Source organism: Pseudomonas sp. TWI628 (genome assembly GCF_039673865.1).
Lineage (GTDB): Bacteria > Pseudomonadota > Gammaproteobacteria > Pseudomonadales > Pseudomonadaceae > Aquipseudomonas.
Genome location: NZ_JBDJMM010000019.1, coordinates 1 through 25,406, shown reverse-complemented (window position 1 = coordinate 25,406; position 25,406 = coordinate 1). Strand labels below are relative to the sequence as shown.

The window sequence follows — 25,406 nt, the reverse complement described above, 5'->3', positions numbered from 1 at the left end:
ATGCCGGGGCCGGTCTTCCCCTGGCGGGGTGGCAATGAATTCGAACTGTTGATCGACGGCCCCGAGTTCTTTCCGCGCATGCTCCAGGCGATCCTGCGCGCCGAGTTCCAGGTTGACCTTGAGCTGTACCTGGTCGAGGCCGGCGCTTGTGCCGAGGCGGTGGTGGAGGCGCTGGAGCAGGTGGCACGGCGTGGCGTGCGGGTGCGTTGCCTGTTCGATGACTATGGTTCGCTGGCCTTTACCGCAGCGTTGCGCCAGCGCCTGCTGGAGGCCGGGGTGTACTTGCGCTGGTACAACCGCCTGCGCTGGAAGCGTGGTTTTCGCAACCTGTACCGCGACCATCGCAAGCTGTTGCTGGTGGATGAGCGCTGGGCAGTGGTGGGCGGCACCGGCGTCACCGACGAGTTCTGGACGCCAGGCGAGGCGACCAGCGCCTGGCACGAAGTGATGGTGCAGGTGCAAGGGCCAGTGGTGAACGACTGGCAGTTGCTGTTCGACCGCCAGTGGCAAGCCAACAACCGTCGCACCGCCTGGCGCCCGGCCGAAGGCTTTGGCCTGCCGCGCTTGCCCAAGGTGCCGGCGCAAGGCCAGGGCATGGCCCGGGTGGCCTATGCCGACGCCCGTCAGCACCAGGACATCCTGCATTCGCTGGTACGGGCAATCAACAGTGGCAAACAGCGGGTGTGGCTGGCCACGCCTTACTTCCTGCCTACCTGGAGCGTGCGCCGGTCGTTGCGCCGCGCCGCCAGCAAAGGCGTCGACGTGCGGTTGCTGTTGACCGGGCCACGTACCGACCACCCATCGGTGCGTTATGCCGGGCACCGCTATTACCCCCGGTTGCTGCGTGCCGGGGTGCGCATCTACGAGTACCAGCCGTGCTTCCTGCACCTGAAGATGGTGCTGATCGACGACTGGGTCAGTATCGGTTCGTGCAACTTCGATCACTGGAACCTGCGCTTCAACCTGGAAGCCAACATCGAGGCGCTCGACCCGCCGTTGACAGCTGCCGTGCAGGCCAGCTTCGAGCGTGACTTTGCCTTGAGCGAGGTGGTTGACCTTCACCACTGGCATGCCCGGCCGCTGTGGCGTCGGGTGAAGCAGCGGATCTGGGGCTGGCTGGACCGGCTGGTGGTCAACTTGCTCGACCGGCGCGACTGAGAGCGGCTATCGTGCAGTGAATGTCTCTAGGCAATCGAAGGAGTGGGTGCGATGACGGCGAAGAAGATTCTCATGCTGGTTGGCGATTATGTCGAAGATTACGAGGCCATGGTGCCGTTCCAGGCGCTGAGCATGGTCGGCCACACGGTGCATGCGGTGTGCCCGGAGAAGGTTGCGGGGCAGACCGTGCGCACGGCGATTCATGATTTCGAGGGTGAGCAGACCTACAGCGAAAAGCCTGGCCATAATTTTGCCCTGAACTACGACTTCGTGCGGGTGCGGGCCGAGGGTTACGACGCGTTGCTGATTCCCGGTGGCCGCGCGCCGGAGTACCTGCGCCTGGATGAGAAGGTGCTGGAGCTGGTACGGGCGTTCGACCAGGCCGGCAAGCCGATTGCGGCGGTGTGCCATGGCGCGCAATTGCTGGCGGCAGCGGGTGTGCTGGAGGGCCGCGAGTGCAGTGCGTATCCGGCCTGTGCGCCGGAAGTACGCTTGGCCGGGGGCACGTTCATCGATATTGCGGTGGATCAGGCGCATGTCGATGGCAACTTGGTAACCGCCCCCGCCTGGCCGGCGCACCCGGCCTGGCTGGCAGCCTTCCTCAAGGTGCTCGGCACCCGTATCGCCTGACCCGGCCTCTTCGCGGGTTTACCCGCGAAGAGGCCGGTACAGGTTCACGCCACCTGCTCAACCCAGTCATTGAGGTTGTAGTAGTTAGTGACCCGGGCAATCTTGCCGCAGTGAATGTAGAAGAAGGCCCCCGCCGGCAGCACGTAAGTCTGGCCATTGGCTGCCGGAAGCCCTTCGTCGTCGGCCAGGTATTCGCCATGCACGGTGAATTCTGCCGCGGCCCGGCTGCCGTCGGCGTTCTGCATCACCACGATGTCGGCCAGGCGCTCGCGGTAGCAGCGGTTCATCTTGTCCATGAATGCGGCGAATCTGGCTTTGCCCATCTGCCGTTCGCCCTGGTTGATGTCGTGGATCACGTCTTCGCTGAGCAGTGCCAGGAAGGCCGGCATGTCGCCGGCATTGAAGGCGGCGTAGTAAGCATTTACCAGTTCGGTAGCGGTCATGGAACAGTACCTGTCGTGTAGGGAAAAGGCTGTGCGTTGGCTCGGATGATAGGGTTTCCCCTCAAGCCCGGCTTAGCCGAGCGCGTCATCCACATCGACAAAACGACCGCCAAGCATGGAAATACGCCTGTTGCACGGCGCCGCTATCGCGCCTTACATCGATGACCTCGCTCGCCTGCGCCTGACCGTGTTCCGCGAGTTTCCCTACCTCTACGACGGCACTGCGGAGTACGAGGCCAACTACCTGGCCAGCTATGCCCGTTCCGGGCGCAGCCTGGTGGTGCTGGCCCTGGACGACGGCCAGGTGGTGGGTGCCTCGACCGGCCTGCCGCTGGTGGATGTGGCCCCGGAGTTCCAGCAGCCGTTCCTGGCCCTGGGGCGCGACCCGGCCAGCGTCTACTACTTCGGTGAATCGCTGGTGCTGCCGGAGTACCGTGGCCGGGGCCTGGGGGTGCGCTTCTTCATCGAGCGCGAATCCTATGCCCACAAACTGGCCGAATTCGACTATTGCGCGTTCTGTGCCGTGGAGCGCCCGGGTGTGCACCCGCGCCGGCCTGCGGACTACAAGCCGTTGCACGGATTCTGGCGCAATCGCGGCTTCCTGCATGAACCCTCGCTGCGCACCCGCTACGCCTGGCGTGACCTGGACGAGCAGGAAAGCTCGGAAAAGATCATGACGTTCTGGACCAAGGAGCTGCCGATTTGATCCGCCTCGCGGCCTGCCAGTACGCCATCGAGCTGCATGAAACCTGGGATGCCTATGCCGATCATCTGCAGGCCTTGTGCGCCGAGGCAGTAGAGGTGGGCGCCCAGCTACTGCTGCTGCCGGAATACGCCGGGCTGGTGCTTAGCGGCCAGTTGCCGGCCGAGCAGCGTGGTGACCTCAAGGCTTCGATTGCCGGCATCCAGCCGCTGATCGAGCCGTGGCTGGCGCTGTGCGAAGGGCTTGCCCGGCGCTGGGGCATCTACCTGCAACCGGGCAGCCTGCCGGTGCTCGACCTTGATGGGCAGTACCGTAATCGGGCCTGGCTGTTCGGCCCCAAGGGCGCACTCGGCTACCAGGACAAACTGATGATGACCCGCTTCGAGCGGGAGCAGTGGGGCATTGCTGCGGGTGATGGGCTGCAGGTGTTCGACACCGATCTTGGGCGCCTGGGCATCCTGATCTGTTATGACAATGAGTTCCCGATGCTGGCGCGGCGCCTGGCCGAGGGTGGTGCCGACCTGATCCTGGCGCCGAGCTGTACCGACACCGAAGCGGGTTACCACCGGGTGCGCATTGGCGCACAGGCACGGGCGCTGGAAAACCAGATTGCGGTGTTGCAAAGCCCAACGGTGGGGGTGGCGCCCTGGTCGCCGGCACTGGATGAGAACATCGGCCGGGCTGGGCTGTTTGTTCCGCCGGATCACGGCATGCCGGGGGACGGGGTGGTGGCGCTGAGTGAGGCGTTGAGCCCGGTGAGCAGCCAGTGGCTGGTGTGTGAGGTGGATCTTGAGGAAGTACGGCGGGTGAGGCGGGAAGGGCAGGTGTTTACCCGCAGGGACTGGCCGGAGCAGTTCGACAGAATCCTGTGAGAACAGCAACGGCTCCACGTTGGAGCCGCCACCGTTACATCGGGATTACTTCACTTCGACTGCCAGGCTCTGGGCAATCTTGCTCTGCCACAGGGCCGGGCCAGTGATGTGCACCGACTCACCGTTGCTGTCGACAGCGACGGTCACCGGCATGTCCTTGACCTCGAACTCGTAGATCGCTTCCATGCCCAGCTCGGCGAAGGCCAGGACCTTCGACTTGCGGATGGCCTGGGCCACCAGGTAGGCAGCGCCACCGACGGCCATCAGGTACACGGCCTTGTTGTCCTTGATCGCTTCGATCGCGGTCGGGCCGCGCTCGGACTTGCCGATCATGCCCAGCAGGCCGGTCTGTTCGAGGATCTGGCGGGTGAATTTGTCCATGCGGGTGGCAGTGGTCGGGCCGGCTGGGCCTACCACTTCGTCACCGACCGGGTCGACCGGGCCGACGTAGTAGATGAAGCGGCCTTTGAGGTCGACCGGCAGTTCTTCACCGCGGTTGAGCATCTCGACCATGCGCTTGTGCGCCGCGTCACGGCCGGTGAGCATCTTGCCGTTGAGCAGGATGGTCTCGCCCGGCTTCCAGCTGGCAACTTCTTCCGGGGTGATGTCGTCGAGGTTGACGCGACGGGCACTCGGGCCGGCTTCCCAGACGATTTCCGGGTAGGCGTCCAGCGACGGCGCTTCCAGCTCGGCCGGGCCGTTGCCGTCGAGCACGAAGTGGGCGTGACGGGTGGCGGCGCAGTTCGGGATCATGCACACCGGCAAGGAGGCGGCGTGAGTCGGGTAGTCCATGATCTTGACGTCGAGCACGGTGGTCAGGCCGCCAAGGCCCTGGGCGCCGATGCCCAGCTGGTTGACCTTGTCGAACAGCTCCAGGCGGATCTCTTCGAGGCGGTTCTGCGGGCCACGGGCTTTCAGTTCGTGGATGTCGATGGATTCCATCAACACTTCCTTGGCCATGACTGCGGCCTTCTCGGCGGTACCGCCGATGCCGATGCCGAGCATGCCAGGCGGGCACCAGCCAGCGCCCATGGTCGGGACGGTCTTCAGCACCCAGTCGACGATCGAGTCGGACGGGTTGAGCATGGCCATCTTCGACTTGTTCTCCGAGCCGCCGCCTTTGGCTGCAACGTCGACTTCGACCTTGTCGCCAGGGACGATGGAGTAGTGGATGACGGCCGGGGTGTTGTCCTTGGTGTTCTTGCGGGCACCGGCCGGGTCGGCCAGGATCGAGGCGCGCAGGACGTTTTCAGGCAGGTTGTAGGCGCGACGCACACCTTCGTTGATCATGTCGTCGACGCTCATGGTGGCGCCGTCCCAGCGCACGTCCATGCCCACGCGGATGAACACGGTGACGATACCGGTGTCCTGGCAGATCGGGCGGTGGCCGGTGGCGCACATGCGCGAGTTGATCAGGATCTGGGCGATCGAATCGCGTGCAGCGGGCGACTCTTCACGCAGGTAGGCTTCGTGCATCGCCTGGATGAAATCGACGGGGTGGTAGTACGAGATGAATTGCAGGGCGTCGGCGACGCTCTGAATCAGGTCGTCTTGCTTGATCACGGTCATGCAGCGCGCTCCTCTTAAAGACGGGAACATTCAAAAAGACGCTCGACGGTGCCGACCAGCGTGTCGAAGCGCCTTGCAAGGCGCGCCGGCAGGCTGGCCGACGCAAAAGGGCGCGGCAGTATAGCGCGCCTCACCGCGCGAAACACCTGCGCGTGGTCTGGACCATGGTCGGCAGGTGGCAGGCATCCTTTTTGCTGCCGATGCGCGCTTGGCATACAGTGACCCGGTGATCGATGGAGACAGACTTACCATGCCCGAACTTTGCGTGGGCGTGCGCCGCTGGACGGTGCCGACCGGCAGCAACCTGCTCGATGCCCTCAACGAGGCCGGGCTGAATGTGCCCTACAGCTGCCGTGCCGGCAGTTGCCACGCCTGCCTGGTGCATTGCCTCGATGGGCAGCCGGCGGATGCCTTGCCCGAGGCCCTGGCGCTGGACAAGCACGCCCAGGGCTGGCGCCTGGCCTGTCAGTGCCGGGTGATCGACGACCTGCGCGTGGCGGTGTTCGACCCGCAGCAGGACGGCGTGCCGGCGCGGGTGAGCGCGCTGGACTGGTTTGGCGACGTGCTGCGTTTGCGCCTGCGTCCCGAGCGGGCGTTACGTTATCAGGCTGGGCAGCATGTGGTGCTGTGGAACGGCGCTATTGCAAGGCCTTACTCACTTGCCAGCTTGCCGGGGGAGGATGATTTTCTCGAATTTCATATCGATTGCCAACGAGCCGGTGCCTTTTGCGACAAGGCGCGCGGGTTGCAGGTGGGCGACGAATTGCGCCTCGGTGAGTTCAGGGGCGGGGCGCTGCATTACGACCCGGACTGGCAGGCGCGGCCGCTCTGGTTGCTGGCAGCGGGCACTGGCTTGGCGCCGTTGTGGGGCATCTTGCGCGAAGCATTGCGCCAGGGGCATCAAGGCGAGATTCGGGTGGTGCATGTGGCGCGGGACAGCGCTGGTCACTATCTGGCTGAGCCGCTGAGGCAACTGCAGGGTGTGACGGTCGAGCGGGTGCTGGCGGAGCAGATGGAGGAAGCGTTGGCGGGGTTGCGGCCGTCATCGCGGCAGACGGTGGCGCTGGTGTGCGGGTCGCCTGGGAGTGTCGAGCGGTTTGCCCGGCGGCTGTTCATTGCCGGGGTGCCGCGGGGGCAGGTGTTTGCTGATGTATTTGTCGAACATGCTTGATTGAATGGGGGCCGCAAAGCGGCCCCCACGGCTATCAGCCGACCAGCGGATCACCGACGTGCAGGATCTTCATGCCGTTGGTACCACCGATGGTGTGGTAGCTATCACCCTTGGTCAGGATTACCCAGTCACCTTGCTCCACCAGGCCGCGCTTGAGCAGCTCGTCGACGGCTGCCTGGCTGACCTTGTCGGCCGGCAGCGAAGCCGGGTCGAAGGCGATCGGGTAGACGCCGCGGAACATGTTGGCGCGGGCCTGGGTGGCGCGGTGCGGCGACAGTGCGAAGATCGGCACATGCGAACGCAGGCGCGACATGATCAGCGGGGTATAGCCACTTTCGGTCAGGGCGATGATCGCCTTCACGCCCGGGAAGTGGTTGGCGGTGTACATGGCCGCCAGGGCGATGCTTTCGTCGCAGCGCTCGAAGGTGGTGTGCAGGCGGTGGCTGGACTTCTGGCTGGTCGGGTGCTTTTCGGCACCGGAGCAGATACGGGCCATGGCCTGTACGGCTTCGATCGGGTAGGAACCGGCGGCGCTTTCGGCCGACAGCATCACCGCATCGGTGTTGTCCAGCACGGCGTTGGCCACGTCGGACACTTCGGCGCGAGTCGGCATCGGGTTCTGGATCATCGACTCCATCATCTGGGTCGCGACGATCACCGCCTTGTTGTTGCGGCGGGCGTGCTGGATGATCTTCTTCTGGATGGCGATCAGCTCGGCGTCGCCGATTTCCACGCCCAGGTCGCCACGGGCAACCATCACCGCGTCGGAGGCTGCGATCAGTTTGTCGAGGGTCTCGTCGTCGGCTACGGCTTCGGCGCGTTCGATCTTGGCCACCAGCCAGGCGCTGCCGCCGGATTCGTCACGCAGCTTGCGCGCGTATTCCATGTCGCTGGCGTCACGCGGGAAAGAGACGGCCAGGTAGTCCAGGTCCATTTCCGCGGCCAGCTTGATGTCGGCCTTGTCTTTTTCGGTCAGGGCCGGGGCGGTCAGGCCGCCACCTTTGCGGTTGATGCCTTTGTGGTCCGACAGCGGGCCACCGATGATCACCACGCAGTGCAGGGCGTCTGCGGTGGCGGTCTCGACGCGCATGACCACACGGCCGTCGTCGAGCAGCAGTTCGTCACCGACGCCGCAGTCCTTGACCAGGTCGGGATAGTCGATACCGACGATGTCCTGGTTGCCTTCGGTCAGCGGGTGGGCGGTGGAGAAGGTGAACTTGTCACCGATCTTCAGTTCGATGCGCTTGTTGGCGAACTTGGCGATGCGGATCTTCGGACCCTGCAGGTCGCCCAGCAGTGCGACATGGCGGCCGTTCTTGGCGGCGATGTCACGGATCAGGCGGGCGCGTGCCTTGTGCTCGTCCGGCGTGCCGTGGGAGAAGTTCAGGCGTGCCACGTCCAGGCCGGCAAGGATCAGCTGTTCGATCACTTCCGGCGAGTTGCTGGCGGGGCCAAGGGTGGCGACGATTTTGGTACGGCGGATGCTCATGCACAGACTCCTATAGTGAAGCGCAGCGAAAGGCTACTCCTCAATTACGCTGTAGTCATTGTTCCGTTGCACTACCTGCGACCAATGCAGGGTGGCATTTGAACGGGCGGGAGTATCCTTGCAAAACGCTGTGAAGATTTGCCGGCAACGGCCGATATACTGGCATCAAAGGAGATACCCCATGCGCGCCCTGATCATCATCGCCCTGGCGGCCAGCACCGTCGGCTGCACCCGCTGGTCCATGGACCACCACCTGAACAACGCCTACCGCGCCTATGACCGTGGCGATTGTTCGAAGGTCATGCTGGAGTTGTCGCAGGTCGACCGCGCCAGCCGTGCGCGGCCGTTCATCCACCCGGAAGTGTCACTGCTGCGTGGCCAGTGCCTGGAGCGTGACATGCTTTATGTGGATGCCGCACAGACCTACGAGTACCTGATCCAGCAGTACCCGGGCAATGAATACGCCTATCGGGCCAAGGCGCGCCTGCAGACCCTGGAGAAGCTCGGGCACTACCGTGGTACAGAGGCGGCAGTGGCCAACCCGGTGAATACCCCTACTTGGCGTTAACGCCAAGGTGTGATTTATTTCACGGGATTTGCCCGGCGCGCTGCGCTAATCTGTAACTCAGCTGTTACAACAACCGCCAGTACCTTGCATTCCTGGCATCAGGTACGGGACTGCACTCGCAATCATGTTCATCCAGCGCCATATCGAACGTCATCAGTTGCCTTGTGTACTCAAGGTCTACAACCGCTTCACCGATCAGCCGATCGGTCAGCTGGGCAATGCCTCCGAAGACGGGATCATGCTGATCAGCTCGCTGCCTGTGCTGGTCGGCCCGGACTTCGAGCTGCAATTGCGCCTGCCGCTGGCGGGGGGCGGGTATCAGTGCATCAACCTGACCGCCAGTTGCCTGTGGTGCCGCGAAGACCAGACCCCGGGCCACTACGATTCCGGCTTCATGCTGCTGCAGGCGCCGCGCGAATACGATGAATTCGTCCGCTCGCTGCGCGACTATTTCAGTTTCCGCCCCGCCAACGCTTCCGCCTGAGCCTGTCTCCGCTAGAATCGGGTCGACCTCGAAACAGGACGACCCCGTGACTTCCAGCATCTTCTGGCACGACTACGAAACCACCGGCATCAACCCGCGCTGCGACCGACCGCTGCAGGTCGCAGGTGTGCGCACCGATCTCGAACTCAACGAGATCGAAGACCCGATCAACCTCTATTGCCGCCCCTCGGACGATATTCTGCCGCACCCGGCCGCCTGCCTGGTCACTGGCATCACCCCCGAACAACTCGCCAACCAGGGCTTGTGCGAAGCCGAGTTCATGACCCGGGTCCACGAGCAACTGGCGCGCCCTGGCACCTGCAGTGCTGGCTACAACACCCTGCGCTTCGATGATGAAGTGACCCGCTACAGCCTGTACCGCAACTTCTTCGACCCTTATGCCCGCGAGTGGCAGGGCGGCAACAGCCGCTGGGACCTGATCGACGTGGTGCGCACTGCCTACGCCCTGCGTCCGGAAGGCATCGTCTGGCCGCAACAGGACGGGCGCACCAGCCTGCGCCTGGAACTGCTCAGCCAGGCCAATGGCATCGACCATGGGCATGCCCATGAAGCGCTTTCCGACGTACGGGCCACGATTGCCCTGGCACGCCTGATCAGGCAGAAACAACCTAAGTTGTACGAGTGGCTGTTCCAGTTGCGCAGCAAGCACAAAGTGATGGAGCAGGTCCGTCTATTGCAGCCATTGGTGCATATATCCGGGCGCTTTTCCGCAGCACGTAATTATCTGGGGGTGGTCCTGCCATTGGCCTGGCATCCGCGTAATCGCAATGCACTGATTGTGTGCGACCTGCATCAGGAAACCCTACCCTTGATAAGGGAAAGTGCCGAGGTACTGCGTGAGCGTTTGTATACTCGGCATGAAGAATTATCGGAAGGGCAATTGCCGGTGCCGCTCAAGTTGGTGCAGATCAACCGCTGCCCGGTAGTCGCTCCGCTGTCGGTATTGCGCCCCGCAGATCAGCAGCGACTGGGTATCGATCTGGCACTGATGCAATCACGCGCTGAACAGTTGGCTAATCAACAGGCGCTATGGCAAGACAAGCTGGAGATTATCTATGGCAAGGAGGATTTCGCTGCGGTTGAAGACCCGGAACAGCAGTTGTATGACGGTTTCATCGGTGACCGCGACCGCCGCTTGTGCGAGCAAGTTCGCACGCTGGACCCTGCGCAATTAGGGCACGGCCATTGGATGTTCGATGATCCACGCTTGCCGGAGTTATTGTTCCGTTACCGCGCCCGTAACTTCCCGGAGACCTTGAACAGCGAAGAGCGCCAGCGCTGGTATGGCTTCTGCCAGCAGCGCCTGAGCGACCCGCAGTGGGGCGCACCGAACACGCTGGGTGATTTCGAGCAGGCCAGGCTGAGTGCCTGGGCCAACGCCGACGAGGCCGGGCGGCGGGTGTTGGACGCCTGGCAGGTGCATGCCCGCAACTTGAGTGAGCAGTTTGCTATCCGCTGTTGAGTGAGCAAACAAAAACGCCGGCATCATGCCGGCGTTCTTGTTTGTATAGGTAGCGGGTGGCTGTGGACAATCAGTCCAGCAGGGTCGCCCAGCTTTCAACCACGTCACCACCCCATTTGGCTTTCCATTCTTTCAGGGTCTTGTGGTTGCCGCCTTTGGTTTCGATCACTTCACCATTGTGCGGGTTTTTGTATTGCTTGACCTTGCGCGCACGCTTGGTAGCGACAGGTTTCGCTGCACCGCGTGGGCCTTTGCTCAGTTTCGACTCTGGGTCGAGCAGGGCGATGACGTCGCGCAGCGACTTGGAGTATTCGCCCATCAGGGTGCGCAGTTTGCCTTCGAACTCCAGTTCTTTCTTCAGCTTGTCATCCTGCGACAGGTTGGCCAGGCGGGCCTGAAGTTCCTTGATGGCTTCTTCGGTAGCGCGGTACTCGTTGATCAGGGACATGGAGTGTTCCTTTAATGCGTGTTCAGAAATGTGTGAGGCAATAATAGACAGGCGATACTCTCAAGTAAACATATTATTCGGCACTTAACTGTTATTAGCCCTGTGACAAAATATCTCAAGATTAAGAAAAATTTACATAGGACCCTGCACTTCGAGCTGATTGTCACCCGGCTGTAGTAGCCGGGTTCACAGCCAGGCTGGCCGGGCATGGCGCTACCGGCAGGTGCAATGATTACTGCGTTTTTCTGGTCGGGCCGCTAGAATGAGCGCCTTTGCGAAGTTCTGGAGTCTTAATTCATGCGCACCTATCGTCTGGTGATCGCCTGCCCCGACCGTGTTGGCATCGTGGCGAAAGTCAGTAATTTCCTGGCCTTGTACAATGGCTGGATCAACGAAGCCAGCCACCACTCTGATGAGCAGAGCGGTTGGTTCTTCATGCGCCATGAAATCCGCGCCGAATCGCTGCCATTCGGTATCGAGGCGTTCCGCGAAGCCTTCGCGCCGATCGCCGAAGAGTTCTCCATGACCTGGCGTATCACCGACTCGGCGCAGAAGAAGCGCGTGGTGCTGATGGCCAGCCGCGAATCGCACTGCCTGGCCGACTTGCTGCACCGTTGGCACACCGATGAACTGGATTGCGAGATCCCTTGCGTGATTTCCAACCACAACGACCTGCGCAGCATGGTCGAGTGGCACGGCATTCCGTTCTTCCACGTGCCGGTTGACCCCAAGGACAAGGCCCCGGCCTTTGCCGAAGTGTCGCGCCTGGTCCAGGAGCACGCGGCTGACGTGGTGGTGCTGGCGCGTTACATGCAGATCCTGCCGCCGCAACTGTGCCAGGACTATGCCGAGAAGGTCATCAACATCCACCACAGCTTCCTGCCGTCGTTCGTCGGCGCCAAGCCGTATCACCAGGCAGCCCTGCGTGGCGTGAAGCTGATCGGTGCAACCTGCCACTACGTGACTGAAGAGCTGGACGCCGGCCCGATCATCGAGCAGGACGTGGTGCGTGTGAGCCACGCCGACAGCATCGAGGACATGGTCCGCTTTGGCCGTGACGTCGAGAAGATGGTGCTGGCCCGTGGCCTGCGCTATCACCTGGAAGACCGCGTGCTGGTGCATGGCAACAAGACCGTGGTATTCGACTGATAGTGAGTGGGGCGCGCAGCGCCCCCTTTTGCCGGGGAACGAATATGGCCAAGCGTAACAATCCCACCGCCTCCCCCCCGCCCACCCTCGGCGAAGGCTGCCTGGCCCGCTACGACCCCCAAGCCCTGAGCGAAGACGACGGTACCGATTTCCCCGATGCCGCCCAATTGTGGCGCCAGCTCAACCCGCCTGACGCCGCCAGCGCTCCAGCAACGGACGCGCCAGCAGGCAGACAAACACCGGCCCGCCCGCCAGCAGATAAAAGTAGTAAGTGATCGCTCGCCAGATCAGGATTGCCGCTGCGGCTGTCGAACTGCCCACCAGCGGTGTCAGCAGGCTGGCCGAGGTCAGCTCGGCGGCACCGGCGCCACCCGGTAGCAGGCTGAACTGGCCGGCACTGAGCGCCAGCATCTGTACCAGGAAGCTCGGGATCCACGACAGCTCCACCCCCAGGCCCTGCAGCACCAGGTACAGCACGCTGTAGCGCAGGCTCCAGTGCAGGCAGGTGAGGCTGAACACCAGCGCCAGGGTGCGTTTTGGCAACTGCCAGGTCTGTGCCAGGGCATCGATGAAATGCAAGACTTTGCGGGCCCAGCGGCGTCTGCGTTTGCCAGGCACGCCCAGGCGCTGCAGCACGCGCCCGTTGAAGCGCATCAGCGCCCGGCGATAACGCAGCAGTACCACGATAATGGCCAGGGCAGCGCACAGCAGCAGCGCACTGCCCAGCAGCATGCTTTGCTGGCTGCGCCCGAGGCTGTGGAACAGGGCATAGCCGGCAATCGCCAGCATCGCGCAGAAGAAGAACAGCAGGTCGTTCAGCTGATCCATGGCAAACACCGCGCCGCTGCGCGCCGGCCCGATGCGGTCACGGGCGAGCAGGGCCATGAGGGTGATCGGGCCGCCGCTGCCGCCAGGGGTGGTACAGATGGCGAACTCGGTGGCCATCACCACGCCGAGGCTGCGCACACGGCCAAGCTGCCGCGCTTGCTGGCCGAGCAGCAGGCGCAGGCGCATGGCATTGATCACCCAGCACAGCAGGATCATGCCGAGCAGGGCCAGCAAGAGCCGGATGTCGAAGGTCGCCACTCTGGGCAGCAGTTCGTTGCCGCCGAGCAATGCCGGCACCAGTAGGGCGCCGACCAGTGCCAGGCTTAGCCAGCCGAGGCGGTTCATGCGATCACCTGGCGCTCCAGCCAGGCCGACTTGGTCAGCGGCTCGCGGCCTTGCAGCAGCAGGCTGTCGAGGGTGCGCAGCCAGTAATTGCGCGCTGAGCGGTGGCGCATGTCCACCGGGTGCAAACCCAGGCGCAGGGTTTCAGCGGTGCGCCAGCGCCGGCACTGCCAGTCGCAGACCACCCGCGACAGCCCCCGGCGCCACGCGCTGCGCGCGCTCCATACCAGCCCCGGTGCCTCGAACGCGGTGAAGTCCGGCAAGCGATAAAGGTGCTGGGGCGTGCTGGTGTAGCGCAGCGGCAGCTGGCTCAGGGCCTGCCGGGTGCCTTGGCTCATCAGCCAGGCCGGGGCGACGAAGCCGGCCACTGGCCAGCCTTGCCTGGCGAACAGCGCCAGGCCTTGTTCCAGGCGCTGCAGGGCGTGTGCCTGGTCAAGGGCATAGAACTCGCCTTCATGGGTGTAGATACGCCGCATGAAGTATTCGCCGAGGCTGCGCGGCGTTGGGCCGTCGTCGGCGTGGTAAAAGCCGTGCAGGGCCAGTTCGTCACCGCGGGCCAGGCGCCGTTCGAGCAGGCGGCAGAAGGTCGGTGAGCGGGTCAGCGGGTTGCGGTGGTGGAAGTCTGGCACCACCAGCCAGGTCATTGGCACATTGCCCATCTCGTCCACGGCCTGCACGAACGGCTGGTAGTCAGGCCAGGTTTCGGGCGCAATATCGTGCAGCACCAGCATCAGGCTGCCTGCGGCATTACCGGGCTCAGCCATGGGCGCGCACCTGCGGTTGGTGGCCGAGCACGGCCTGGTAGTGCTGCAGCAGGCCGGTGACCACGTTGTCCCATGAATAGTGCTGCTCCACATGGCGGCGGGCCTGGGCGCCGAGCGTACGCACGCCGGCTTCGAACGCTTCGCGCACGGCCAGGGCCATGGCCTGGCCATCGTTGGCCTGGCACAGGCGGCCACACTGTTCGTTGACGATCTCGCCGAAGGCCCCGGCGCGAACCGCGACGACCGGCGTGGCACTGGCCATGGCTTCGAGGATGACCAGGCCGAAGGTTTCCTGGTCGCCGGCATGTACCAGCAGGTCGGCGCTGGCCATCAGGCGGGCGACTTCCTGCGGCGGGCGGAACTGGCCGATGACGCTGACGTTCTCGGGCACGCTGGCCGGCATGTTCGAACCGACCAGCAACAGGTGATAGGGCTGCCCGAGGTGTTGCATGCATTCCAGCAGCACCGGCAGGTTCTTCTCCCGTGAACCGCGCCCGGCATAGATGAGCAGGCGGCTGTTATCGGCGATGCCCAACTGGGCCCGCAGTTGCGGGTCACGATGGTCAGGGTGGAAGGTCTGCAGGTCGACACCCAGGCGCTGCACGTGCACGTCGCGCACGCCGAGGCGGCGTAGTTTGTCGGCCATCACCAGGCTCGGCGCCAGCACCCGGTCGAAATTGCCGTACAGCTTGCTGACATAGGCTTCGACATTGGGTGTGAACCAGTTGCCCATGCGGTTGCTCACCAGCAGTGGCAGGTCGGAGTGGTAGAAGCCGATCACCGGCACGTCGAGCTGGCGCCGGGCTTCCAGCGCTGCCCAGGCGGTAAGGTACGGGTCGCCTACTTCGATCAGGTCGGGCTTGAGACGGCGTAGCACGTTGCACCAGGGCGCCAGGCGCACCGGGAAGCGGTAGCCTTTGCCGAACGGCAAGGGCGGTGCGGGGACCTGGTAGATGCCATCGGCATGGCTGGCGCTGGGGCCGGGGATCAGAAGGCTGTGGCGTACGCCCGCTTGCGCGTCGAGGCGATGGTGTTTGGCGTCGAGGTAAGTCCGCACGCCGCCGCTGGCCGGGGCGTAGAACATGGTGATGTCGGCGATGTGCACGATCAGCATCCCTCCGGGATCGTCTTCGGGTCTGTCATCTGGTGATGACGCGCCTAAAGGTTGACCTACCTGAAGGATAGTTTGTTCGATCGGGTTGGGCGGGAGGGCAGTGGTGGATTCTTCGCAGCTAAAGCCGCCCCCACAGGGATTTCCTCAATCCTGTAGGAGCGGCTTTGGCCGCGCGGCAGGCGACGCGGTCTGTTGGTCAGATACGGAAGCTGCCAACCAGGTGTTTCAGGCGGGTGGCCTGCTGCTCCAGGTCCGAGCAGGCGCGCAGGGTGGCCTGCAGGTTCTCGACACCTTCCTGGTTGAGCATGTTGATCTCGTTGATGTCCATGTTGATCGAATCGACCACGGCGGTCTGCTCTTCAGTGGCGGTGGCCACCGACTGGTTCATGCCGTCGATTTCGCCGATACGCACGGTCACGCTGTCCAGGCGCTCGCCGGCCTGGTTGGCGATCTGCATGCTGTCCTGGCTGTGGCGCTGGCTCTGGCCCATGGTGTCAACCGACTCGCGGGCGCCGACCTGCAGCTCTTCGATCATGGTCTGCACCTGCTGCGCCGACTCCTGGGTGCGGTGCGCCAGGTTGCGTACCTCGTCGGCGACCACGGCAAAACCACGCCCGGCCTCACCGGCGCGGGCCGCTTCGATCGCGGCATTGAGCGCCAGCAGGTTGGTCTGCTGGGAAATGCTGGTGATCACTTCGAGGATCTGGCCGATGTTCACGGTCTTGCTGTTGAGCGTCTCGATGTGTGCGCTCGAGGTGACGATCAGGTCGGACAGTCGGTTCATCGCGGCGATATTGCGCTCCACCACCTGTTGGCCTTCCTCGGCCAGCAGGCGCGCAGAGCTTGCGTGCTGCGAGGCCTGGGCGGCATTGCCGGCGATTTCCTGGGCGGCGGCGCCGAGTTCGTTGATGGCCGCGGCGACACTGTTGGTGCGGTTGGACTGCTCGTCGGAGTTGGCCATCGACGAGTTCGAGGCGCTGATCACGCGCAGGGCCACTTCGTTGACCTGCTCGGTCGCCGACGACACTTCGCGGATCGAGCCGTGGATACGTTCGACGAAGCGGTTGAAGGCCTTGCCGAGGATGCCGAACTCGTCGTGGTTGTGGATGCTCAGGCGCTTGGTCAGGTCGCCTTCACCTTCGGCGATGTCTTCCATGGCGCGGGTCATGGTGTGCAGCGGCTGCATCAGCACGCGGATCAGCAGGCCGAGCAGGCCGATGATGATCACCACCGCCACCAAGGTGGCGATCACCGCCGAGGTGCGGAAGGTGCTGAGCATGGCAAAGGCCTTGTCCTTGTCCACTGACAGGCCGATGTACCAGTTGGCCGAGGGCAGGCCCTTGATCGGGGTGAAGGTCAGCAGGCGGGCCTGGCCATTGGCGCGGACTTCGGTCAGCGCGCCGGACAGTTTCGGCGTGTCCTGTGGGAACAGGTCCGACAGCGACTTCATCACCAGGTCCTTGTCCGGGTGAACCAGGATCTTGCCCTGGTCGTTGACCAGGAAGGCATAACCCATGCCGCCGAAGTTCAGCGAGTTGATGATCTGCACCAGGCCATCGAGGGCCAGGTCGCCACCGACCACACCGACGCTGGCGGAAACCTTGCTGATGATGCCGATGACCATCTTGTTGGTGGCCATGTCGATGTACGGCTCGGTGAGAATGGTGCCCTGGGCGTTCATGCCGTCCTTGTACCAAGGGCGGCTGCGCGGGTCGTAGCCATCAGGCATCTTGGTGTCTGGACGCACGCTGAAACCACCATCGACCTTGCCCAGGTAAACGGTGAGGAAGCTCGATATCAGGGCATTCTGGCCCATCAGTGTTTCGGCGTTGGCCGGTTGCTGGGCAATGTTCTGCGCCAGGTTTTCCACCAGCTTGATACGGCCATCGAACAGGTTGCGGATGTTGGTCGAAGTGGATTCGCCCATTTCAGCCAGATAATTCTCCAGATTCTCGCGGATCGCATTACGCTGGAGGTAATCGTTGTAAAGGGTGAACAGGCTGAAGGCGAGTATCACGATCAATGACGCAGCCAAAAGAATCTTGTGGCTGAAACGCAGGTTTTTGTTCATGGCGTAATCGGTTCCGCTAAGGTTTTTATCGGGCGTTCGCACGGTGTCGCTGCAAACAGTGCAACATCCCGAAAAGTCCTTTTTCGGTTGCTCCTGTCTATTAAGGCGAATATCACCCAAAGGTATCGGCCGAATTAAGCCAAAGCTTGAGCGGGGGATTAGAGAGATGTCGGATACTTCGACCATAGTTGTAGGCGCTGACCCGAGCGGGCAGCCAGTGCAGCAAGCCATGCGCCTGGCCAATCGCCATGGCCTGGTCGCCGGTGCCACCGGCACCGGCAAGACCGTGACCCTGCAGCACCTGGCGGAGGTGTTCAGCGATGCTGGCGTGGCAGTGTTCGCGGCAGACGTCAAAGGCGACCTGTGCGGCCTGGGGGCGGCAGGTGCGCCACAAGGCAAAGTGGCCGAGCGGATCGCTGGCATGCCCTGGCTCGGGCACACGGCAAAAGCCTATCCGGTAACGCTCTGGGATGTAGCGGGGCAGTCCGGTCATCCGTTGCGGACCACGCTCAGTGAAATGGGCCCGTTGTTGCTCGGCAACCTGCTGGAATTGACAGACAGCCAGCAGGCCGCGTTGTATGCGGCGTTCAAGGTGGCGGATCGCGAAGGCTTGTTGCTGCTCGACCTGAAAGACCTCAAGGCCCTGTTGGCGCACCTGAAGGACAACCCGCAACTGCTCGGCGAAGACAGCGCGCTGATGACCACCGGCTCGACCCAGGCCTTGCTGCGCCGGCTGGCAACCCTGGAGCAACAAGGTGCCGAGGCGTTGTTTGGTGAACCGGCGCTGCAACTGGAGGACCTGTTGCGGCCGGATACCGATGGCCGTGGGCGTATCCACTTGCTCGACGCCAGCCGGCTGGTGCATGAGGCGCCGAAAGTGTACGCGACCTTCCTGCTGTGGTTGCTGGCCGAGCTGTTCGAGCAGTTGCCGGAGCGCGGTGATGCCGACAAACCGGTGCTGGCGCTGTTCTTCGATGAGGCGCATCTGTTGTTCAACGGCACGCCGAAAGCGCTGCAGGACCGTCTGGAACAGGTGGTGCGGCTGATCCGTTCCAAGGGCGTTGGGGTGTATTTCGTCACCCAGTCGCCGGGCGATCTGCCCGATAGCGTATTGGCCCAGTTGGGTTTGCGTATCCAGCACGGTCTGCGCGCCTTTACCGCCAAAGAGCAGAAGTCGCTCAGGGCCGTGGCTGATGGCTTCCGCCCGAACCCGGCGTTCGACAGCCTGGCGGTGCTGACCGAGCTGGGGATTGGCGAGGCGTTGGTCGGCACCCTGGAAGACAAGGGTACGCCGGCGATGGTCCAGCGGGTGCTGATCGCACCACCGCAATCGCGGATCGGGCCGTTGAGTGGGGCAGAGCGCAGTGCGTTGATTGCGGCTTCACCCTTGCTGGGGCGCTATGACAAGGCGATTGACCGGGAGTCGGCCTATGAAATGCTGACTCAGCGTAAAGGTGAGGCAGTGGAGCCGGTGCCAGTGCCGAAAGCGGATGAAGAGAGTTTCGCCGACAAGGCAGGGGACTTTTTGCAGAGCGCGGCGGGGCAGGCGATCAAGTCGGCGGTGCGCCAGGCAGCCAACCAGTTGGGGCGGCAGTTGGTGCGTGGGTTGATGGGGTCGTTGCTGGGTAGCAAGAAGAAATAACTTCCTGCACCCACGAAAAAGGCGCCATGAGGCGCCTTTTTCAGTGCAGCGCAATCGCTCAGGCCAGTGCCTTGGAGGCCAGCCAGAACAGCCCGGCCGCCAGGCCCATCGAGGCCGGCAGGGTCAGGACCCAGGCCAGCAGGATGGTCTTCACGGTGCCGCCTTGCAGGCCGCTCTTGTTGGCGACCATGGTGCCGGCAACACCAGACGACAGCACGTGGGTGGTCGATACCGGCAGGGCGAACACGTTGGCCATGCCGATGGCGCAGGCTGCGGTGATCTGCGCCGACATGCCCTGGGCATAGGTCATGCCCTGCTTGCCGATCTTCTCACCGACGGTCAGCACCACGCGCTTCCAGCCGACCATGGTGCCCAGGCCCAGGGCCAGGGCGACGGCCACGATCACCCAGAACGGGGCGTATTCGGTGGTGGCAGTCAGGTCCTTGCGCAGCTTCTCGAGGTCGGCCTTTTCACGGGCTTCCAGGCCAGGCAGCTTGCCGACCTTCTTCGCGGTGTCGTCCAGGCACAGCAGGTAGCGGCGCACTTCAACACGCTTCTCGGCATCCAGCGCGTGGTAGTCGGTCACGCCTTGCAGCGAGGACTGCAGGGCGGCGATGGTCGGTTCGGTCTGCTGCGGGTTGCAGCTGAACTTCTCCGGCAGGTCGGTCGACTTGGCCTTGCCCAGTGCCAGGAACTCGCCCAGGGTGGCGGCGTTGCGCTGGTAGAACTGGCTCATGTGCAGGGTGGCGTCGCGGGTGCGCTCGATCTGGTAGGTGGTGCTGTTCAGGTCGAGGACGAACTTGGCCGGTACGATACCGATCAGCACCAGCATGATCAGGCCGATGCCTTTCTGGCCATCGTTGGAGCCGTGCACGAAGCTGACGCCCATGGCCGAAATCACCAGGACCAGGCGGTTCCAGAACGGTGGGTGCTTCTTGTCGTCGAGCTTGCGGCGCTGGTCCGGGGTTTTGTGCATCTTCGACAGCGGGCGCCACCATTTCAGGCCGACCAGCACCAGCGCGGCGACAGCAAAGCCGGCGATCGGCGAGACCACCAGCGACATGGCGATGTCGATCGCCTTCTGCCAGTTGACCCCATCGCCCAGCGGGATGTCGTTGATCAGTGCGTTGGCCAGGCCCACGCCAAGGATCGAGCCGATCAGGGTGTGCGAACTGGAAGCAGGGATGCCGAAGTACCAGGTCCCGAGGTTCCAGGTGATGGCAGCGGCCAGCAGCGAGAAGACCATGGCCAGGCCATGCCCGGTATTCACATTGATCAGCAGCTCGACCGGCAGCAGGTGCACGATGGCGTAGGCCACCCCGACACCACCGAGCAGAACGCCGAGGAAGTTGAATACCCCGGAGAAGAACACGGCCAGGTGTGGTGGCATGGCTTTGGTATAGATGACGGTGGCTACCGCGTTTGCGGTGTCATGAAAGCCATTGATGAACTCGAATGCGAGCACGAAGGTCAGGGCGAGCAGCAGGCTCACCAATACCCAGGCATCCAGTCCGCTGAATAAATCGATCATGAAGGTTGTCTGGCGGTCATAGGGGGGCGGGATTATGCCAGAAAACCTTGGCAATCGATGCACCCACTGCTGACCGATGGCAGCTTTTTGAGCGCGCTCTCAACCCAGCAGGTGACGGGATCTGGCGGAAAAAGTTCCGTTAAAAATCAGGAAATCGCCAAAAATTCGTTAAATTTCTGGGAAAATCTCTGTGCCGTAAGGCTTCAAACGGTTGTATGAAATTTGTGTAATTCCATTTCATCCTCGGCCATTCGGTAAAGATCGGCCGCGTCGAGGGCGGGTGGCCCGCGACGTGAGGGGCGGTGCAGAGGGCAGCTCAGGGCTGCTCGCTGCGCAGCTCCTTTTCCATTTTTTCCAGTTCCTGGCTAAAGGCCTGGTCCTGGACGGTGGCACGTTTGCGCCACGGCTTGCGTTCCGGTTCCGGTTGCGCGGCATAGGTGGTGACTTCACCACCGTAAACTTCCTTGTAACGTTCTGCCTGGCGCTCGAGTTCTGCGCGCAGTTCATCTTTCGTCACAGTAATACCTGAATGAGTAGAAGTGGCGGGTGTTGCATGCAGGTGCAAGTTGCCCATGCACACGACGTGCTGGTTGGCGGATGAAAGCCGGGCCAGTATTGCGCATTGCCGGCGTATCGATCCGGGCCAGCGGAATCGATTATAGCAATCGGTAAATCGCCAAACAGGGTTATTTATACAACAGTGTGCAAAGTTTCAAGACCCAGGCGGCCTGTACAAACTTTGAGCAAACAACGCCTGGAATAGTTCGCTGCCGTTTTACCGCAAGGCAGAAATAAAACGGCCCCGCACGAGGCGAGGCCGTTGCCTGGGGACTTCTACGGTGGGTACCTGACCAGTCTCTCCAAAGAAGCCACATGTGGCAGGAGAAAGGTATAAGTAAATTTGTCGGCGGTCAATTGCGATTATCGGCCGTTCGTTCGATAATCGCACGAGCCAGTGATTTTTTTGAGGTGAGCGATGAACGACGAAACCATGGCCAACGAATCTGCCAACCCAGAGGCGCCCCGTCCAAGCGCACCTGCGCTGGCACCGCCGATCGTGGCTTCGGCGGCCAAGCGCATCCAAGCGTTTACCGGTGACCCTGACTTCATGACCTCCCTGGCGCGTGGCCTGGCGGTGATCCAGGCCTTCCAGGAGCGCAAGCGCCACCTGACCATCGCCCAGATCAGCCATCGCACCGAAATCCCCAGGGCCGCCGTGCGCCGTTGCCTGCACACGCTGATCAAGCTGGGGTACGCCACCACCGACGGGCGCACCTATTCGCTGTTGCCGAAAGTGCTGACCCTGGGCCATGCCTACCTGTCGTCGACGCCACTGGCGGTATCGGCCCAGCCTTATCTGGACCGTATCAGCGACCAGTTGCACGAGGCTGCCAACATGGCCACCCTCGAAGGCGACGACATTCTTTATATAGCCCGTTCGGCGACGGTGGAGCGGCTGATTTCGGTCGACCTGTCGGTCGGTGGTCGGTTGCCAGCCTATTGCACGTCCATGGGCCGTATCCTGCTGGCGGCGATGGACGACACCAGTCTGCGCGAGTACCTCGACCGCGCCGACCTCAAGGCGCGCACCAGCCGTACCCTGAATGACCCCGAGTCGTTGTTCGCCTGCATCCAGCAAGTGCGGGAGCAGGGCTGGTGCGTGGTCGACCAGGAACTGGAGCAGGGGCTGCGCTCGATCGCCGTGCCTATCTATGATGCGTCCGGGCAGGTGCTGGCAGCGCTGAACGTGAGCACCCACGTCGGTCGGGTGACGCGCAGCGAACTGGAGCAGCGCTTCCTGCCGATCCTGCTGGCGGCCAGCCGCGATCTCTGCCACCAGTTGTTCGGTTGACGGCAGGGGCGGCACTGTTTCCTGTTCGATAAACGCACAGTGTCGCTTCGGGTCAATTGCGCCTCCCCCCATCGCTGATTAATGTCTCTCGCAACGGTCGGCTCTGCCGACCGATACAAGAAAAACATATGAGGCGCATCCCATGACCACTGTCACTCGACTGCCGCGGCCGCACCCGTTCGCAGTACCGTTGTATCCAGGCTGATTCAGGCCGCACTTCATCGATAATCAAGCCCTGTGCTGTTGACCCAAGTGCAGTGGCCCGACCGTGCCCCTTTCTGGATAACAACAATGAACCAACCACAGTCTGTCGGGAATAATCTCGACGTACAGTCATTCATCAATGAGCAACCGCTGTCGCGCTATCAGTGGCGCGTAGTAATCCTCTGCTTTCTGATTGTCTTCCTCGATGGCCTTGATACGGCTGCCATGGGCTTCATCGCACCAGCCTTGTCGCAAGAGTGGGGCATCGACCGTGCCAGCCTCGGCCCGGTGATGAGCGCCGCGTTGATCGGCATGGTGTTCGGCGCCCTGGGTTCCGGGCCGCTGGCCGACCGTTTCGGGCGCAAGGGCGTGCTGGTCGGTGCAGTGCTGGTGTTCGGTGGTTTCAGCCTGGCTTCGGCCTATGCTGGCAACGTAGACCAACTGCTGGTGCTGCGCTTCCTGACAGGCCTCGGGCTGGGGGCGGGGATGCCCAATGCCACCACGCTGCTGTCCGAATACACCCCGGAACGCCTCAAGTCGCTGCTGGTGACCAGCATGTTCTGCGGCTTCAACCTGGGCATGGCCGGTGGTGGTTTCATCTCGGCGAAGATGATCCCGGCCTACGGCTGGCACAGCCTGCTGGTGATCGGTGGCGTGCTGCCGTTGCTGCTGGCCGTGGTGCTGATGGTCTGGCTGCCGGAGTCGGCGCGCTTCCTGGTGGTGCGCAACCGTGGTAACGACAAGGTGCGCAAGACCCTGGCGCCGATCGCGCCGGCGGTAGTGGCGCAGGCGGCCAGCTTCAGCGTGCCGGAGCAGAAGGCTGTGGCTGCACGCAACGTGTTTGCGGTGATCTTCTCCGGGACTTACGGCCTGGGCACGGTGCTGCTGTGGCTGACCTACTTCATGGGCCTGGTGATCGTCTACCTGCTGACCAGCTGGCTGCCGACACTGATGCGCGACAGCGGTGCCAGCATGGAACAGGCCGCGTTCATCGGTGCGCTGTTCCAGTTCGGCGGCGTGCTCAGCGCCGTAGGGGTGGGTTGGGCCATGGACCGCTTCAACCCGCACAAGGTCATCGGCATCTTCTACCTGCTGGCCGGTGTATTTGCCTACGCTGTCGGCCAGAGCCTGGGCAACATCACCGTGCTTGCCACCCTGGTGCTGGTCGCCGGCATGTGCGTGAACGGCGCGCAGTCGGCCATGCCATCGCTGGCTGCACGGTTCTACCCGACCCAAGCGCGCGCCACAGGCGTATCGTGGATGCTGGGCATCGGCCGCTTCGGCGCGATCCTCGGGGCCTGGAGCGGCGCGACGCTGCTGGGCCTGGGCTGGAACTTCGAGCAGGTTCTGACCGCATTGCTGGTGCCGGCGGCGCTGGCGACGGTGGGCGTGATCGTCAAAGGGCTGGTGAGCCACGCCGACGCGACCTGAGCAGGCGGGGACCGCACCGCGGCCCCGTAAGCGAAGATGGATAGTGGGGTAACATTTGGTTCGATAATCGCACGAATAGTCGATTATCGAATTGTAAGCGACCCCCCTGTCTCCTTAATCTGGGCGCAACGTAGCACCCCTGGCAGGAGAAGCCTGATGCGTGAAGTATTTATCTGTGACGCCATCCGCACCCCGATCGGCCGCTTCGGCGGCGCCCTGGCCGGCGTGCGTGCCGACGACCTGGCGGCCGTGCCGCTGAAGGCGCTGATCGAACGCAACCCGTCGGTGCAGTGGGACCAGCTCGACGAAGTGTTCTTCGGCTGCGCCAACCAGGCCGGTGAAGACAACCGCAACGTCGCGCGCATGGCCCTGCTGCTGGCTGGCCTGCCAGAGAGCGTCCCGGGCGTGACCCTGAACCGCCTGTGCGCTTCGGGCATGGACGCTATCGGCACGGCCTTCCGCGCCATTGCCAGCGGCGAGATGGAGTTCGTGATTGCCGGCGGCGTCGAGTCGATGTCGCGTGCGCCATTCGTCATGGGCAAGGCCGAAAGCGGCTACTCGCGCAACATGAAGCTGGAAGACACCACCATCGGCTGGCGTTTCATCAACCCGCTGATGAAGAGCCAGTACGGCGTCGACGCCATGCCGGAAACCGCCGACAACGTGGCTGACGACTACAAGGTTTCCCGCGCTGACCAGGACGCTTTCGCCCTGCGCAGCCAGCAGAAGGCTGCTGCGGCCCAGGCCGCCGGCTTCTTCGCCGAGGAGATCGTGCCGGTGCGTATCGCCCACAAGAAGGGCGAAACCATCGTCGAGCGTGACGAGCACCTGCGCCCGGAGACCACCCTGGAAGCGCTGACCAAGCTCAAACCGGTCAATGGCCCGGACAAGACAGTCACCGCAGGCAACGCCTCGGGCGTCAACGATGGCGCTGCGGCACTGATCCTGGCCTCGGCCGAGGCGGTGAAGAAGCACGGCCTGACCCCACGTGCCCGCGTACTGGGCATGGCCAGCGCCGGTGTTGCCCCGCGAGTCATGGGCATCGGCCCGGTGCCGGCGGTGCGCAAGCTGACCGAGCGCCTGGGTGTGGCGGTCAATGATTTTGATGTGATCGAGCTCAACGAAGCCTTTGCCAGCCAAGGCCTGGCGGTGCTGCGTGAGCTGGGTGTGGCCGACGATGCGCCGCAGGTGAACCCCAACGGCGGCGCGATCGCCCTGGGCCACCCGCTGGGCATGAGCGGTGCGCGCCTGGTGCTGACTGCGCTTCACCAGCTGGAGAAGAGCGGTGGCCGCAAGGGCCTGGCGACCATGTGTGTGGGCGTCGGCCAAGGCCTGGCGCTGGCCATCGAGCGGGTTTGATCTGTACCGGCCTCTTCGCGGGTAAACCCGCTCCCCCAAGGGGAACCACGCCGCCCGGTGTGGGAGCGGGTTTACCCGCGAAGAGGCCGGCCCGTACGACC

The 25,406-nt window shown here is 63.2% G+C and carries 24 protein-coding genes; 14 read left to right on the top strand and 10 right to left on the bottom strand.

Translation table 11 applies throughout. The features are described from left to right. The gene (locus tag ABE528_RS16170) at positions 1–1,158 is read left to right on the top strand and encodes a phosphatidylserine/phosphatidylglycerophosphate/cardiolipin synthase family protein (RefSeq protein ID WP_346653496.1); all 1,158 of its coding nucleotides are present in this window, start codon (positions 1–3) and stop codon (positions 1,156–1,158) included. A gap of 51 nt (positions 1,159–1,209) precedes the next feature. Then, complete coding sequence (locus ABE528_RS16165; protein WP_054885073.1) at positions 1,210–1,788, top strand: DJ-1/PfpI family protein; 579 nt, start codon at positions 1,210–1,212, stop codon at positions 1,786–1,788. 44 nt (positions 1,789–1,832) lie between these two features. On the opposite strand, the gene ABE528_RS16160 is transcribed toward ABE528_RS16165, so the two are convergent. Beyond that, positions 1,833–2,231 carry a nuclear transport factor 2 family protein gene (locus tag ABE528_RS16160; RefSeq protein WP_025340507.1) on the bottom strand — a complete coding sequence of 133 codons (399 nt, stop codon included), beginning with the start codon at positions 2,229–2,231 and terminating at the stop codon, positions 1,833–1,835. Positions 2,232–2,346: 115 nt separating this feature from the next. Here ABE528_RS16160 and ABE528_RS16155 point away from each other — a divergent pair, with 115 nt between their 5' ends. Next, on the top strand, positions 2,347–2,937 hold the full coding sequence (locus ABE528_RS16155) for a GNAT family N-acetyltransferase (protein ID WP_152954689.1): 591 nt from the start codon (positions 2,347–2,349) through the stop codon (positions 2,935–2,937). After that, positions 2,934–3,806 carry a carbon-nitrogen hydrolase family protein gene (locus ABE528_RS16150; protein WP_346653495.1) on the top strand — a complete coding sequence of 291 codons (873 nt, stop codon included), beginning with the start codon at positions 2,934–2,936 and terminating at the stop codon, positions 3,804–3,806. The genes ABE528_RS16155 and ABE528_RS16150 overlap by 4 nt, the downstream gene beginning before the upstream one ends. Before the next feature lie 45 nt (positions 3,807–3,851). On the opposite strand, the gene ABE528_RS16145 is transcribed toward ABE528_RS16150, so the two are convergent. After that, positions 3,852–5,375, bottom strand: coding sequence for a fumarate hydratase (locus tag ABE528_RS16145; protein ID WP_060508498.1), 1,524 nt, complete (start codon positions 5,373–5,375; stop codon positions 3,852–3,854). A gap of 250 nt (positions 5,376–5,625) precedes the next feature. On the opposite strand from ABE528_RS16145, the gene ABE528_RS16140 reads away from it, so the two are divergent. Further along, the gene (locus ABE528_RS16140; RefSeq protein ID WP_346653494.1) at positions 5,626–6,546 is read left to right on the top strand and encodes an iron-sulfur-binding ferredoxin reductase; all 921 of its coding nucleotides are present in this window, start codon (positions 5,626–5,628) and stop codon (positions 6,544–6,546) included. A 34-nt stretch (positions 6,547–6,580) separates the two neighbouring features. Here the strand turns inward: ABE528_RS16140 and pyk are convergent, their stop codons facing one another. After that, positions 6,581–8,035: a pyruvate kinase gene (pyk, locus tag ABE528_RS16135; RefSeq protein WP_152954684.1), complete on the bottom strand. Its 1,455-nt coding sequence runs from the start codon at positions 8,033–8,035 to the stop codon at positions 6,581–6,583. A 181-nt stretch (positions 8,036–8,216) separates the two neighbouring features. Here pyk and ABE528_RS16130 point away from each other — a divergent pair, with 181 nt between their 5' ends. The 3 genes from ABE528_RS16130 (at position 8,217) to sbcB (ending at position 10,570) form a co-directional block, all read left to right on the top strand. After that, a complete protein-coding gene (locus tag ABE528_RS16130; RefSeq protein ID WP_152954683.1) occupies positions 8,217–8,603 on the top strand; it encodes a tetratricopeptide repeat protein in 387 nt (128 codons plus the stop codon). Positions 8,604–8,727: 124 nt separating this feature from the next. Further along, entirely contained in the window at positions 8,728–9,087 is a 360-nt protein-coding gene (locus ABE528_RS16125) for a PilZ domain-containing protein (RefSeq protein ID WP_152954682.1), read from the top strand. Between the two features lie 46 nt (positions 9,088–9,133). After that, positions 9,134–10,570 (top strand): exodeoxyribonuclease I, encoded by a 1,437-nt coding sequence (gene sbcB / locus ABE528_RS16120; RefSeq protein ID WP_346653493.1) that lies wholly within the window; start codon positions 9,134–9,136, stop codon positions 10,568–10,570. Between the two features lie 70 nt (positions 10,571–10,640). Here sbcB and mvaT read toward each other — a convergent pair whose 3' ends face one another. Further along, positions 10,641–11,018, bottom strand: a complete 378-nt coding sequence (gene mvaT, locus ABE528_RS16115) for a histone-like nucleoid-structuring protein MvaT (protein WP_152954681.1) — start codon at positions 11,016–11,018, stop codon at positions 10,641–10,643. Positions 11,019–11,315: 297 nt separating this feature from the next. On the opposite strand from mvaT, the gene purU reads away from it, so the two are divergent. Both purU and ABE528_RS16105 read left to right on the top strand, forming a co-directional pair. Beyond that, positions 11,316–12,167 (top strand): formyltetrahydrofolate deformylase, encoded by an 852-nt coding sequence (purU, locus tag ABE528_RS16110; protein ID WP_023378897.1) that lies wholly within the window; start codon positions 11,316–11,318, stop codon positions 12,165–12,167. Between the two features lie 44 nt (positions 12,168–12,211). Then, complete coding sequence (locus ABE528_RS16105) at positions 12,212–12,442, top strand: hypothetical protein (protein ID WP_256669050.1); 231 nt, start codon at positions 12,212–12,214, stop codon at positions 12,440–12,442. Here ABE528_RS16105 and ABE528_RS16100 read toward each other — a convergent pair. From ABE528_RS16100 to ABE528_RS16085, 4 genes are all read right to left on the bottom strand, one after another. Next, entirely contained in the window at positions 12,348–13,340 is a 993-nt protein-coding gene (locus ABE528_RS16100) for a lysylphosphatidylglycerol synthase transmembrane domain-containing protein (protein ID WP_346653492.1), read from the bottom strand. The genes ABE528_RS16105 and ABE528_RS16100 overlap by 95 nt on opposite strands. Beyond that, positions 13,337–14,101 carry a DUF2334 domain-containing protein gene (locus ABE528_RS16095; RefSeq protein ID WP_346653491.1) on the bottom strand — a complete coding sequence of 255 codons (765 nt, stop codon included), beginning with the start codon at positions 14,099–14,101 and terminating at the stop codon, positions 13,337–13,339. The genes ABE528_RS16100 and ABE528_RS16095 overlap by 4 nt, the downstream gene beginning before the upstream one ends. Further along, entirely contained in the window at positions 14,094–15,215 is a 1,122-nt protein-coding gene (locus tag ABE528_RS16090) for a glycosyltransferase family 1 protein (RefSeq protein ID WP_346653490.1), read from the bottom strand. Before ABE528_RS16090 ends, ABE528_RS16095 begins: the two co-directional genes overlap by 8 nt. Positions 15,216–15,411: 196 nt before the next feature. Beyond that, positions 15,412–17,286, bottom strand: a complete 1,875-nt coding sequence (locus ABE528_RS16085; RefSeq protein ID WP_346653489.1) for a methyl-accepting chemotaxis protein — start codon at positions 17,284–17,286, stop codon at positions 15,412–15,414. 166 nt (positions 17,287–17,452) lie between these two features. Here ABE528_RS16085 and ABE528_RS16080 point away from each other — a divergent pair, with 166 nt between their 5' ends. Continuing rightward, complete coding sequence (locus ABE528_RS16080) at positions 17,453–18,928, top strand: helicase HerA-like domain-containing protein (protein WP_346653488.1); 1,476 nt, start codon at positions 17,453–17,455, stop codon at positions 18,926–18,928. Positions 18,929–18,986: 58 nt separating this feature from the next. Here ABE528_RS16080 and ABE528_RS16075 read toward each other — a convergent pair whose 3' ends face one another. Continuing rightward, positions 18,987–20,459, bottom strand: a complete 1,473-nt coding sequence (locus tag ABE528_RS16075; RefSeq protein WP_152954668.1) for an inorganic phosphate transporter — start codon at positions 20,457–20,459, stop codon at positions 18,987–18,989. A 316-nt stretch (positions 20,460–20,775) separates the two neighbouring features. Beyond that, the gene (locus ABE528_RS16070; protein ID WP_027917930.1) at positions 20,776–20,976 is read right to left on the bottom strand and encodes a hypothetical protein; all 201 of its coding nucleotides are present in this window, start codon (positions 20,974–20,976) and stop codon (positions 20,776–20,778) included. 474 nt (positions 20,977–21,450) lie between these two features. Between ABE528_RS16070 and pcaR the strand changes: the two genes are divergently transcribed. The 3 genes from pcaR to pcaF all read left to right on the top strand — a co-directional run bounded on the left by pcaR (position 21,451) and on the right by pcaF (position 25,305). Further along, a complete protein-coding gene (gene pcaR / locus ABE528_RS16065) occupies positions 21,451–22,311 on the top strand; it encodes a pca regulon transcriptional regulator PcaR (RefSeq protein WP_346653532.1) in 861 nt (286 codons plus the stop codon). 291 nt (positions 22,312–22,602) lie between these two features. Continuing rightward, positions 22,603–23,946 carry an MFS transporter gene (locus tag ABE528_RS16060; protein WP_152954664.1) on the top strand — a complete coding sequence of 448 codons (1,344 nt, stop codon included), beginning with the start codon at positions 22,603–22,605 and terminating at the stop codon, positions 23,944–23,946. Positions 23,947–24,099: 153 nt separating this feature from the next. Beyond that, complete coding sequence (pcaF, locus tag ABE528_RS16055) at positions 24,100–25,305, top strand: 3-oxoadipyl-CoA thiolase (protein ID WP_178083378.1); 1,206 nt, start codon at positions 24,100–24,102, stop codon at positions 25,303–25,305. Positions 25,306–25,406: the final 101 nt, after the last annotated feature.